Origin of the sequence: Desulforapulum autotrophicum HRM2 (genome assembly GCF_000020365.1) — a bacterium.
In the GTDB taxonomy this organism is placed as follows: domain Bacteria; phylum Desulfobacterota; class Desulfobacteria; order Desulfobacterales; family Desulfobacteraceae; genus Desulforapulum; species Desulforapulum autotrophicum.
Genome location: NC_012108.1, coordinates 1,342,993 through 1,356,190 on the forward strand (window position 1 = coordinate 1,342,993; position 13,198 = coordinate 1,356,190).

Below are 13,198 nucleotides of genomic sequence, written 5' to 3' on the forward strand. Positions count from 1 at the left end.
GCAGATGGAGTTGTTTTATGGATAAAATTAAGGGTGCCCTGACCAAGGTCTCCGGGGCAGTTATGGTTGTTGGCGGTGGCATTGCAGGAATGCAGGCGGCTCTGGACATTGCAAATTCTGGGTTCTATGTCTATCTTGTGGAACGTTCACCAGCCATTGGTGGCAAAATGGCGCAGCTGGACAAGACTTTTCCGACCAATGACTGTGCAATGTGAATTATTTCACCAAAACTGGTCGAGGTCGGCCGGCATTCAAACATTGAATTACTTACATTAACAGAAGTTACAGGTATCTCCGGACAGGAGGGTGATATCACTGCCACCCTGACACAGCACCCGAGGTATGTGGACACGGACAAGTGCATTGCCTGTGGACTCTGTGCTGAAAAGTGTCCTAAAAAGGTGGATGACGAATACAACGAAGGGCTTGGAAAAAGAAAGGCCATTTACGTGTCCTACTCCCAGGCAGTTCCGTTGAAATATACCATTGATCCTGAAAATTGCCTCTACCTCACAAAGGGAAAGTGCGGCAATTGTGAAAAGGTATGTCCTTCCCATGCCATCAATTACCTTGATACGGCCCGTGAGATAACCATTAACGTGGGCTCTGTGGTGCTTTCAACCGGTTTTAAATCGTTTGATCCGTCAAAGCTTGATTACCTCTCGTTTGGGCGTCATCCCGATATTGTCACTTCCATGGGGTTTGAGCGGGTGCTTTCAGCCACCGGGCCCCAGGGTGGACACCTGGTGCTGCCTTCGGATAAGAAGCATGAAAAGGAGCCCCAAAAGATTGCCTGGCTTCAGTGTGTGGGCTCAAGGGATGAGAATCGCTGCAATAACGGTTATTGCTCGTCTGTCTGCTGCATGTATGCTGTAAAGCAGTCGGTCATGGCAAAGGACCACAGCAAACAGCCGCTGGACTGCGCCATTTTTTACATGGACATGAGAACCCAGGGAAAAGACTTTGACACCTACGTTGAAACGGCAAAGCAAAAAGGGGTTAGGTTTGTCCGGTCCAGGGTCCATTCCATCCTCCCGGACACAGAAACGGGCGACCTGATCATGGGGTATGCCGATGAACTCGGTGTGATGAACAGGGAACATTTTGACATGGTGGTCCTCTCAACGGGCCTTGAAATCAGTGCTGAAAGTTTTGAGCTTGCAACGGGCATGGGCATTGAACTTACCCCATCCAATTTCATCAAGACCGACAGTTTTAATCCTGTTTCAACATCCATTCCCGGGGTATACGCCTGCGGTGTGTTTACAGGCCCTAAAGATATCCCCCAATCGGTGATGGAGGCAAGTGCAGCAGCCTCTGCCGCAACTGAAGGTCTATCTACTGCAAGGAACACAAAAACCCGGACAGTCACCCTTCCAGAAGAGCGGCGGGTGGAAGATGAACAACCCCAGATCGGTGTTTTTGTCTGTAACTGTGGCACCAACATTGGCGGTATCGTTGACGTGCCGTCTGTTGCTGCCTATGCCAGAACCCTTGCCGGGGTGACCTATGTGGAGGAAAATCTTTTTACCTGTTCCCAGGATACCCAGGATAAACTGGTTGAGGTGATCCGGGCCAAGGGATTGAACCGTATTGTCATTGCCGCCTGTACGCCAAAGACCCATGAGGATTTATTCAGGGAAACCCTTATCAATGCAGGGCTCAACAAGTACCTTGTTGAGATGGCCAACATCAGGAACCAGGATTCCTGGGTTCATTCCAATCAACCCGAGCTTGCAACGGCAAAGGCCAAGGATTTGGTCCGCATGGCCGTTGCAAAGGCATTTCGCCTTGATCCTTTGTTTGAGAGCAAGCTTCCCGTAACCCAGTCCGCCCTGGTTGTGGGTGGTGGAATTGCCGGCATGACGGCGGCCCTTTCACTCGCCCATCAGGGGTATCCTGTTACTTTGGTTGAAAAAAATCAGGTGCTGGGCGGCAATGGCCGGCGGCTTTACAAGACTTATAAACACGAAGATGTCCCTGCCTTTATGAAAAAAATTATCAATGAGGTCGAGACCGATGACAAAATCGAAATTCTTCTGGGTTCGGTCATTGATAAGGTTGATGGGTTTGTTGGAAATTTCAAGACAACCATTGCCACGGGTGAGAATAACAGGACAGTGGATCACGGGGTTGCCGTTATCGCAACTGGTGCCGTTGAATCCAGCCCTTCTGAATATTGCCATGGTGAGCACGAAGCTGTGATGACCCTTCTAGAGCTTGATGCAAGATTTCTGGACGATGCAAAGCGGCTTGAAACTGCAGAAAATACGGTTTTTATTCAATGTGTGGGTTCCAGAAACCAAGAACATCCCTATTGCTCCAAGGTGTGCTGCACCCATTCCATCAAAAGCGCCATTGCCTTAAAGGAACGTCACCCGGATATGGGCGTTTACATTCTATACCGGGATATCAGGACCTATGGAGAACGTGAATTCCTCTACAAACAGGCAAGGGAACTTGGAATACTTTTTTTCCAGTATGACCTGGAGAATAAGCCTGAGGTGGTTCCAGAAGGCGACCATGTCACCGTTACTTTTAAGGACCATGTTCTTGGGCAAAGGCTTTGTGTGGATGCTGACATTCTCTGTCTTGCGGCCCGTATTGATGCCCGGGACAACACAAAGCTTGGCCAGGCCTTTAAGGTGACATCGGACAATGCCGGGTGGTTCCTTGAGGCCCATCAAAAGTTGAGACCCGTGGATTTTGCAAACGACGGTGTCTTTCTCTGCGGCATGGCCCATTATCCAAAACCTGTGGACGAGAGCATTGCCCAGGCAAAAGCTGCAGCGGCAAGGGCATTGACTGTTCTTTCAAGGGACAGCATCAACATTGGTGGTATTGTTGCCCAGATCAACCCGGAACGTTGCGCCGGTTGTGGTGGGTGTATTGCGGTCTGTCCGTATAATGCCATTACCATGGACAAGGTCAATCATGTGGCCGTGGTTAACGACGCCCTTTGTAAGGGGTGCGGGGCCTGCGCCGCAACCTGTCCTTCTGAAGCGCCGTCGTTGATGGGATTTAACAATGAGCAGCTGTATGCACAGATCAAGAGTGCCATGGCAGTATAACCGGTATGGCTGGAGCCGGGTTATTACCCTGGCCTCAACGAATAATGAAACGCCCGTGGTTGCAATGCTTCTGTGGGGGTTTCATATAAAAAAAACCGCAGGATTCGGCGATTCGCTTTTTTGCTCTTTGCCGGGTCTGATAAAGGAGTGTATCTTTTGGAAAAGGTTTCGGAAGAACAGGTATTTGAACCGAAAATAGTTGCTTTTATGTGCAATTGGTGCACCTATGGTGCTGCTGATCTTGCTGGTGTCAGCCGTATGCAGTATCCAGCGAACATGAGAATTATCCGGGTTATGTGCTCGGCAAGCGTGAGTCCCCATCATATTTTGAGGGCTTTCCAGAGCAAGGCCGACGGTGTCCTGGTGGGTGGTTGACACATTGGCGACTGCCATTACCTGTATGGTAATAACATGACGATCAAGCGGATCACCTTTGTTCAGGAGATGCTCAAATTCATGGGCCTTGAGGGAAGGCTTCATCTGGAGTGGATTTCTTCTGCCGAGGCCCAGAAATTTGCACGGGTGGTAACGGATTTTACCGAAAAAATAAGGCACCTTGGACCCAATCCCATTGGGGCCATTGGTAACGAGACAGGGGGGGGACATGGATATCACCGGGCAGGTTGAACGTCTTTTGAAACAGAAAACAGTGGATATCTTTCTGGGTTACAGAGATTTTTGTGGTCACCTCATTCCCCATGGGTATACCCTTGACAACCTTGAAGATCTTGACAATCTCAAGACCAGTTCTGTTCGCTACAGCCTTGAAAAAGTGGCCACCCATCTTGCTGAAAAAAATCCGGATTTAAAGATCGGACTGATTGCAAGGGACTGCACGGAACGGGCGCTAAACGTGCTCTACACCTGGAACCAGCTTAAATCTGAAAAGATTGAAACCATAGACGTCAACTGTTGCCCCTCAAGGACACGTGAACACGCTGACTGCTCATTGCTTGAGCCTAAAAAAACCGGAAATTTTAAACAAAAAAACGGTATTGATTTTAATGCAGATCCCCAGGATTTCATGGCAGAGAATGATAACGGTGAGCGTTTTTCCCGGTGGATGTACGAGTTCAGTAAATGCATCAAGTGCTATGGCTGCAGAAACATCTGTCCGGTCTGTTTCTGTCCCGACTGCAGCCTTGAAAATCCAGATCTGGTGGAACCGGGGTTCCTTCCTCCCGAGATTCCGATCTTTCATCTTGTCCGTGCCGTCCATATGGCCGGCAGATGTGTGGATTGCGGACTGTGTGAGGATGCCTGCCCGGCTGAGATCCCCCTGCGGTTTCTCTACCGCCAGATGAATGACATCGTTGAGCAGGTATTTGGTTACATACCAGGCAAGAGCATTGAAAAATCACCGTTTACCATCATTGGAGATAAGGTCACATTGGAACCCAAGCCAATGGATGCCTGAGAAAATAGGAGAAAGCAATGAACTGTAAGTTTGTACCATCGGTCTGCTCATACTGCGGAACAGGGTGCGGTGTTCTTTTTGAGGTGATTGATGGAAAAATAAATTCCACCTTGCCCCTGAAATCCCATCCGGTTAATCAGGGAAAACTCTGCATCAAGGGCTGGAACCTCCACGAATATATCAACAGTTTCATGCGCCTTAAGACGCCCCTTGTCAGGGAGGGAGATCGCCTGCATAAGGCCACCTGGGATGAGGCCATCAACCATGCAGCTAAAAAATTTAACAAGATCAAAGAGGTCCATGGCCCGGACGCCATTGGTGTTCTTGTGTCGGCCAAGGTGACCAACGAGGAGAATTACCTTGCCCAGAAGCTGGCCAGGGCGGCGGTTGGCACCAACAATGTCGACCACTGCGCCCGGCTGTGACATTCTTCCACAGTGGCAGGGCTTGCCGCTGCATTTGGAAGTGGAGCCATGACGAACTCCATTGCCGAGTTTGAAAATGATTCCAAGGTGATCTTTGTTATCGGATCCAACACCACGGCCTGTCATCCTTTGATTGCAACCCGTATCATTCGGGCCAAGGAAAAGGGTGCCAAGCTCATCGTTGCTGATCCCAGAAATATCCAGCTGGCACGATTTGCCGATTTAACCGTTCACCATCACCTGGGATCCGACGTTGCCCTTTTAAACGGCATGATGCATGTGATTATTCGAAATAATTGGCATCAGGCTGAATATATCAACCAGCGGTGCGAGGATTTTGAGGCGCTTAAAACCATGGTTGAGGCCTACACTCCCGAGCGTGTGGAAAAGATTACGGGCGTTGAAGCCCGTGATATTGAACAAATGGCCGAACTTTACGCCACCAATGCACCGGGGGCCCTTCTCTACGCCATGGGCATCACCCAGCACACCACCGGGGTTGATAACGTCAAGTCCTGCTGCAACATTGCCATGCTCTGCGGTAATTTAGGTGTAGCCGGCGGTGGTGTCAACCCATTGCGGGGCCAGAACAATGTACAGGGGGCCTGTGACATGGGAGGGCTTCCCAATGTCTTTACCGGTTATCAGCCCGTTGCCGATGAGAATGCCAGGAATAAATTTTCAAAGGCCTGGGGCTGTGAGCTCTCTTCATCGCCGGGCATGACCATGACTGACATGATCGCAGGTATTGAAGCTGGAAAAATAAAGGGGCTCTACGTCATTGGTGAAAATCCAAAGCTCAGTGACCCCGATAAAAATCATCTGGACCATGCCCTTAAAAAGCTTGATTGTCTGGTGGTCGAGGATATTTTTCTTTCCGAAAGCGCCCAGGTTGCCGATGTTGTTTTCTCTTCAGCCGCCCTGGGAGAGAGAGAGGGAACCTTTACCAACACAGAAAGAAGGTGCATGCTTTCAAGAAAGGCCGTTGAACCCGTGGGTAACACCCGCCCGGACTGGCAGATTATTGCGAAGTTTTCAACGGCCCTGGGATATCCAATGTCCTATGAGTCTTCAGAAGAAATTTTTAATGAGATGGCCGGGTTGACCAAAAGCTATCAGGGCATGACCTATGAGCGGATGGGCATTGACGGACTCCAGTGGCCCTGTCCGACCCCGGAGCACCCGGGTACCCCCTACCTGCATAAAACCACCTTTGCAAGGGGGCTGGGTAAGTTCCATGCCATCGAGTACAAGGAACCTGCTGAGTCGATCAGCGCAGAATTTCCCATGCTCATGACAACGGGCCGGATGTTTGCCCATTTCCATACGGGCACCATGACTCGGGTTTCAAACAGTCTGGATGTCGAACAGAAGACAGGCTACGTGGAAATCAATCCTGAAGATGCCCAACGACTGAACATCTCTACCGGTGAAATGGTACTTCTGACCTCACGACGGGGAAAAATTGAAGCCCCTGCAAGGGTCACAAGTGACGTCCCCCAGGGAGATATTTTTCTTCCCATCCATTTTGGAGAAAATCCCACAAACACCCTGACAAGCTCGACGGCCTTTGATCCCATTGCCAAAATCCCCGAGTTCAAGGTCGGGTCCGTTAGGGTTGAGAAGCTTCTCGCCTGATCCGTGCTCCCAGGGGGCAGATATTAAATCTGTTCCCTGGGGGTATTTTCACAAAGATCTGTTTCTTATATTTTTATTGACAGTGAACGATACAGGGTCGTATTATTCGTTTCAGATGCCCCTATGGTCGTGAACTTTTAATGAAATGATAAAAAAGTAATCCCTCTATGCAAGAGATTAAGTATCGAATAATATTTAGGAAATTGTATTCAGAAGATTCTAAGATCTTGGGTCAATATCTTATTCAGGAATTTAAATTTTCAAAAGAAAAAATAGCTCATTTAATCAACTTTGCACCATCCGTTTTGTGCGACAGTCCCAATAAAAATAGAATAAAAATAGTTGCAAAAGATCTCAGGGCAATGGGTGCAGGCATTACCATCCATAATCTTGTCAGATTTGAAAAAAGTTCTGTTTTTGTTGATATACAGCAGCTTAAAATGATGTCGAAAGTATTGAGTATGAGCCTTAGAGCAGGCGTTGATACAGCTCTGGTTTATGCAGAAGTTCAGCCCTCGAATGCCAAAGATCGACTCGTTTCACTCATAGGAAGACAGACCCAGATCGAAGAGGGCTTCCGGGACAGTGATTCTGTTTATGTGATTGATGATAATAAAATAGTATTTCTTGGATTTTCGTCTGATAAATCGAGTTGCCTGAAGATCATTCCTAAATTTGTTCAGTTAATAGAGAAAACAGTAGAAAACAAAGCAGCTATAAAAACCGGTGTATCCATTTTTCCTGAAGATGGATATTCTTTTCAAGAATTGTTCCATAAAATAGAAAAAAAACTTCATCCCTTTGCGAAGGATGGTCATGGTGCCCTTGTTGCAGCAAAGCAAACCCAGGCAATTTCCCATGGGGCGCACCAAGAATTTGCCGGGGATTATGTTTACGGTACCTGTTTTAACAATGCAAGGGGGGAGACCTTTCAAAAACTGTTAAAAATGGAATCAGATTTTTTATGTTATGGCTTAAAGCAACTTTCCTCTTCTGATCAAAAGAAATTCTTTTTGAGATTCCCCTATAACTCTTCCTTGAGCGATTTTCTATCTGAAAAATTGGAAAAACCGACGGAAAATAAGCTGACCTATGATCCTGAATATAAATTTAAAGCGTTTTTTTCTGAAATGCAGTTTGAAAAAAAATTGCTTGAAATTAAAAAAAATCAAGCGATGATCCTGACAGCATTAAATCAGCGGGTGACGCTTTCAACTATTCCATCGGTAGCATTGCAGGTTTATCGTTTGGCATTGGATCCAGCGGCAGATAGTGATGATATTCAAAAAATGGTTCAACTTGATCAAGCCCTGACTTTAAAACTTCTTAAAATAGTTAATTCTGCTTTTTATGGCCTTTCACAAAAAATTGATTCGGTAAAAGAGGCAGTAGTCGTGCTTGGAACCGATGAGATAATTAACATGGCTTTGGGGTTGAGTTTGTCAAAGGCGTTTACAGCTTCAAACCTGAAAGGGTTGATTGATCCCAAGCAATTATGGAAGCATTCGGTTGGGACCGCATTTGTTGGAAAGTATTTGTGCCGTAAGATGGAAATACCCTTAGGGGTGGATATCTTTACGGCCTGTATTCTCCATGATTTTGGAAAACTGTTTTTAATTGAAAATTGTTCCGACCTGTACAGGAAAATTCTAGAGATATCCAAGGAAAAGAATTTGCCTGTTTACGATATTGAGGAGGAGCATTTGGGGTTCAACCATGGAAGAGTCGGCGGCATAATTGCAAAAAAATGGAATTTGCCCGATTCACTGGTCCAGGCGATTTCTTTTCACCATCACCCATCCTCTTCAGAGATCCATTCAAGGCTTGCTGCAATTACAGGTACTGCAAATGCCTTGTTTCATATGGCTTTCGATCTGGATAATAATGATAACACCAATGGGTTGTTAAAGGACCATCTGGAAGGTTTAAACAGTATTCCCAAAAAACTTGATAGCAGATCCATTGCTGAAATTGTGGAGGAGGTCAGGGGAATGCTATGTGATAATGATAGTGTTTTTGAGATTATTTCATAATGTTAAAGGAACTCAATGAAAGATGATTTTGTGGGGGTGAATGACCTGAATGAATCTCAATTAGATCAGTTCAGAAAGACCTTTCTTGCAATTCAGAAGAAATATGAAACAAAAATTTATGAATTATCCATTTTAAAAGAAATGGTTGAATCAATGAAATCCATTGATTTAAAGGATCAGGATCTGATTTGGCGCATGCAGCTTGATTGCCTGGTTAAATACAAGAATCTTTCAGGGGCTATCTTTTATATTATTGAAGATTTTCAGAATAAAGAAGAAAAATATATATACTCAGGCTTTGAGGATCCCATTGATGGTTCTGTTTTTAAAAATATCGATGCCTTTAAAATTGCCGTTGGTGAGAAACGAGCAACGATCGTAGAGAACCTTGCTGAAAATGGAGCGGTTAAAGGGTTGGAAGGTGGGCTTTATGCGCTGCCCGTGGTTTCCGGAGAAAATCTCTACGGTGTACTCATTCTTTTAACCAACGACAAAGATGGCTTTAAAAAAAATGATGGCCTTTTCTACTCGATTGTCTGCGGCCACTTGATGAATATTGTGGCCTTTCGCAGGTTTTACTTCGGTAAAATTAAAGAAGAGAAGCAAATCCTTCAGTTGTCAAGATTCTTTTCTAAAAATGTAGTTCATGAAATTTTGAAAAGCGGGGTGCCCAGACTTGGTGGAGAAAGGAAAAAAGCCTGTGCCATCTTTGTTGATTTAAGGGGGTTTACCACTCTTTCTGAAAAGATAGGATCAGAAGAAGTCGTAAATATACTGAATAATTTCTTTTCATGCATGATTCCCATTGTTTTTAAGAACAGAGGGACCCTTGATAAACTTATGGGAGACTGCATCATGGCCATTTTCGGTGCCCCCATTGATGACATAAGATGCAGTTATAATGCCGTAAAAACTGCCCTTGAAATGTTTCTTGCATTCCGTGACTTTAAACAGGATCATGGCGGTCTGTATAACAGTCTTCAAATGACCGTTGGCATTAATACCGGGGAGCTTGTTGCAGGTTTTATAGGTTCGGAAAATCATCTGAACTATACGGTGATTGGTGATACTGTAAATTCTGCCCAGAGACTCCAGTCACTTGCCAAGACAAACCAGATTTATTTGTCCAGCACTGTGTTTGATGAAATAAAAGATGACCTGGACGAGTTGAAAAACATACGAAGTGTTGCTCTGCTTGGAGAGATAAAGCTAAAGGGTAAAAAAAATGTTTTAAATGTTTATAGAATTATTCCTGAAACCTGCTAAAATTATTTGAAATAGGATTCTATCGAAAGGAAAAAAAGAATGAATATACAGAAACAAACGCAGGTGGAAGAAAATATTGCAAATTCAATTACATTGAGTATCCTAGACGCAGATTTTAAATTTCCTCCCATGCCGGCAAACGGATCAAAGCTTATGGCTTTGGTTCAAAAACCGGTAAACGAAATAGACATTTCATCTTTTGTTCAGTTGATTGAGCCGGATCCAGGCCTTTTTTCCATGGTCCTCCAATTGGCAAATTCCATTTATTTCAGGGAACAGGATGAAATCTTCAGCCTACGGGCAGCAATAGTCCGTGTCGGTCTCCAAGAAACGATTCATTCAGTTAATCTCTATTTTTTCCAGCGTATGCTTCCCGAAATTCCAGAGATAGCCGGGTTTTCAACTAAGGATTATTGGGCCTTTTCCTGGGCCTGTGCAACGGCAGCCAAGCGTCTTGGCCATCCGAATTTAAATATGAATGCCCTGGCAGGAGAACTCTACCTTGGCGGTTTGCTCCATGGTATTGGAAAATTAATTCTGGCCATCCATCATCCTGCGGAATTTTCAAAATGTGTACGCAAAGCCCGTGAGGCAGGATGCTCCCTGCACGAGGTCGAACTTGACCAATTTGGAACCACGGATGCCCTTGTTGCATCCAAGCTGATGACCATCTGGAATATTCCTTCCCGTATCTGTAAAGGGGTGGAATTCCACCAGGAACCAGATTCCGCACCCAAAGAATACAGAGATATAGCCGCATTGATTCAGTTTGCCTATTACATCGCAGGCGTGTCCGGGATTGGAAGCAATGGGGATGGGGCCCTGATGGACCTGAAATCCACCTGGTTATCCAGACAAACAGGTCTGCAGCTGTCGAAAAAAGAGAACCAGGAAAGGATTATTAAAGAGATATTAATCTCCCTGAATAAAAAATCGGAAAGTGTGACCGGGATTTCGCCCCAACCTAAAGAGCGTTCATCGGAACAGAAAACAGCGGCTGCAAAACATAAAAATGAGCCTGAAAAAATATCTTCCCCACTAAAAAAGAAAGGGTTGCTGGGTTGGCTGAAGTCTCTTTTTCGTTGACAGGTTTAGGTGATGGTGATCCATAATCAGGAATATGAAACCTAAAAGTTGCAACTTTTAGGTGAAATAAAAAAGGGGAATAAGGTTTATGGCGCTTCATGTGAAACAGTTTTTTTACAATGGGGACAATCTTGGCTATCTTGTCCATGGTGACGGCCATGCTGTAGCCATTGATCCTGGTGCCGTAGACCCCATGATTGAATTTGCCAGGGAACGCAATTTAACCATTGAATGGGTGACCAACACCCACACCCACCATGACCATGTTTCCGGAAACAGGGAAATGCTTGACCGGACCCGGGCAAAACTTGTGCCCTGCACCGCCCTTAAAGGTCGGGAATTCATTGAAATCGATGGTGAGCCTCTTCGGGTCTTTCACACTCCTGGCCACACCGCCGACAGCTTTACCTTTAAGGCGGGTAATAGTCTTATCACCGGAGACACGCTTTTTAACGGAACCGTTGGCAATTGCTTTTCAGGGGACTTGGCAGGGTTCTTCACCTCCATCAAGCTGTTGACGGCCTTTCCCGGAACGAGCCTTGTGTACGCGGGGCATGACTATGTCAGGGAGGCCATGGCCTTTGCAAAAAGCATTGATCCGGAAAACCCCCATATTGATTCCTTTCTTAAAGCCTATGATCCCGGCCACGTCGTCTCAACCTTGGACGATGAGTTAAGGGTGAATCCCTATTTAAGGTTCAACGCGCCTGCCATGATCGCCCGCATGGAAAAGGAGACTCTTCCTGTTGAAACCGAATATGAAAGATGGTGTTCGATCATGACCTTATAGCAGGGTACAGGTTTTTTGGATAAGGGATGACGAAATCCCTGTGATTGGAATGTGTCAGCAGACTTTTCATTGAAGGCTCTGGTAAAATTGCTGTTCAAGTTTCCTGACCCGCTGTTTTCGATCCGGTGCAAGAAACCTTTGATAAAATGGGGCGTCAAGGGATAGGGGGCGGTTGAGAATTTTATGGGCAAGAATGGAAAGGACCTCCACGGATTTATCACAGCAGGGATAGCCCTTGTCGTCCAGCTGGATCTGAGGCCCCTGTTGTATGATGACGATATTGTTGATGTCCACAAGCTTTAATCGGCCCTGGGGTGTGAGCATGAGGTTCCCATCCCCAGCAAGATCCGGGATCTGGCTGTTTGTTTTGATCATGGCGGTGATGGCCGTGACAAAATTGCTGATGTCGGATACTGTCTGTTGGATAAATTCCCTTGCGCAGGTTCCGGGATCTGGGGTGTAAAAATGTCCCAGGCAGTCTTGTCCTGAAAGGTGCCAGGGATCAAGGATTGTTCCCTCAACATACTCCTGGAGTCCGCACAGAAGAATTTGGGACAGGCCTTGTTCATGGTGTTCCACAATAAATTCTTCGCTTGCGGCAACAAGATCTGTCCCCAAAAATTTCAGGAGGATTCTGTACTTTTTGATTTCCTCTAAGGCCATGGCAGGAGAGTTAAAGCGGTTTCTGAGTATCCTGAGCATTTTCAAGGGCTTTGCCCTTGGAAATATGAGGATATTATTGATTCGGGTGCCGTAGGCCTCTGCGTCAAGATCCTTTGTCCGTATCAGTTCAAACAGGTGGGAGCGAAGCCCTCCCCGGAAGTGGCGCCGAAGCTGACGACCCTTGGGTGTTCTTAAAAAACTGATCTGGGTTGAAACCGGTTGCAGCGGGTCGGTTGGTGTCGTTTCTTGACCAGCCATGGTCGTTACTCCTTAAATTGATTGAGTTCTCGGGCAGAATAATGTTGTCCTTTGTGTGATAATATACTATTTATAACGGTTTTAAAGGAAACGTTTTATTGTTTCCTGAAATGTTAAACAAACCCAACCATGGGGGGAGAGTGAAAAATCCCCTTCGTAAGGAAATTGAAAACAGTGAAGGAACTCAAAGGATCACAGCGTAAATACCTGAGGGGGCTTGCCCATGACATCAAACCTTCGGCCTTTGTCGGCCAGAAAGGGTTGACCGATGCCTTGGTCAACGAGATCAACGAGGCCCTTGACGCCTCGGAATTGATCAAGGTTAAGTTTGTGGATTACAAGGAAAAAACGGTCAAGACCTCCCTTGCCCAGGAGATTGAAACGTCAACCGCATCCCATCTTGCCGGCCTCATCGGCCATGTAGCCATCTATTACCGCGAGCACAAAAATCCGGAAAAACGCGTTATCAGGATTCCAGCCTAGCGGTCTATGATTTATTGATTTTCTCTCCGGATTCATCCGCCGTGGCGTTGCTGGCAGGATTCTTATCC

General features: G+C 46.1%; 10 protein-coding genes. 9 read left to right on the forward strand and 1 reads right to left on the reverse strand.

Annotated elements, in window-relative coordinates:
- Positions 1 to 17 precede the first annotated feature (17 nt).
- From HRM2_RS05865 to HRM2_RS05905, 8 genes are all read left to right on the forward strand, one after another.
- Positions 18 to 3,071: an FAD-dependent oxidoreductase gene (locus tag HRM2_RS05865; RefSeq protein ID WP_015903086.1), complete on the forward strand. Its 3,054-nt coding sequence runs from the start codon at positions 18 to 20 to the stop codon at positions 3,069 to 3,071.
- Between the two features lie 207 nt (positions 3,072 to 3,278).
- The gene (locus HRM2_RS27550; RefSeq protein ID WP_332306316.1) at positions 3,279 to 3,698 is read left to right on the forward strand and encodes a hydrogenase iron-sulfur subunit; all 420 of its coding nucleotides are present in this window, start codon (positions 3,279 to 3,281) and stop codon (positions 3,696 to 3,698) included.
- Positions 3,676 to 4,488, forward strand: a complete 813-nt coding sequence (locus tag HRM2_RS05875; RefSeq protein ID WP_015903088.1) for a protein FdhB3 — start codon at positions 3,676 to 3,678, stop codon at positions 4,486 to 4,488. The genes HRM2_RS27550 and HRM2_RS05875 overlap by 23 nt, the downstream gene beginning before the upstream one ends.
- Before the next feature lie 17 nt (positions 4,489 to 4,505).
- The gene (locus tag HRM2_RS05885; RefSeq protein WP_015903089.1) at positions 4,506 to 6,551 is read left to right on the forward strand and encodes a formate dehydrogenase H subunit alpha, selenocysteine-containing; all 2,046 of its coding nucleotides are present in this window, start codon (positions 4,506 to 4,508) and stop codon (positions 6,549 to 6,551) included.
- A 167-nt stretch (positions 6,552 to 6,718) separates the two neighbouring features.
- Entirely contained in the window at positions 6,719 to 8,584 is a 1,866-nt protein-coding gene (locus tag HRM2_RS05890; protein ID WP_015903090.1) for an HDOD domain-containing protein, read from the forward strand.
- Between the two features lie 15 nt (positions 8,585 to 8,599).
- Positions 8,600 to 9,850: an adenylate/guanylate cyclase domain-containing protein gene (locus tag HRM2_RS05895; protein ID WP_015903091.1), complete on the forward strand. Its 1,251-nt coding sequence runs from the start codon at positions 8,600 to 8,602 to the stop codon at positions 9,848 to 9,850.
- Between the two features lie 39 nt (positions 9,851 to 9,889).
- On the forward strand, positions 9,890 to 10,936 hold the full coding sequence (locus HRM2_RS05900) for an HDOD domain-containing protein (protein WP_015903092.1): 1,047 nt from the start codon (positions 9,890 to 9,892) through the stop codon (positions 10,934 to 10,936).
- Between the two features lie 100 nt (positions 10,937 to 11,036).
- Complete coding sequence (locus tag HRM2_RS05905) at positions 11,037 to 11,726, forward strand: MBL fold metallo-hydrolase (RefSeq protein ID WP_232364206.1); 690 nt, start codon at positions 11,037 to 11,039, stop codon at positions 11,724 to 11,726.
- 66 nt (positions 11,727 to 11,792) lie between these two features.
- Here the strand turns inward: HRM2_RS05905 and HRM2_RS05910 are convergent, their stop codons facing one another.
- Positions 11,793 to 12,647: a hypothetical protein gene (locus HRM2_RS05910; RefSeq protein ID WP_015903094.1), complete on the reverse strand. Its 855-nt coding sequence runs from the start codon at positions 12,645 to 12,647 to the stop codon at positions 11,793 to 11,795.
- Between the two features lie 174 nt (positions 12,648 to 12,821).
- Between HRM2_RS05910 and HRM2_RS05915 the strand changes: the two genes are divergently transcribed.
- Positions 12,822 to 13,130 (forward strand): YhbY family RNA-binding protein, encoded by a 309-nt coding sequence (locus HRM2_RS05915; protein ID WP_015903095.1) that lies wholly within the window; start codon positions 12,822 to 12,824, stop codon positions 13,128 to 13,130.
- Positions 13,131 to 13,198 lie beyond the last annotated feature (68 nt).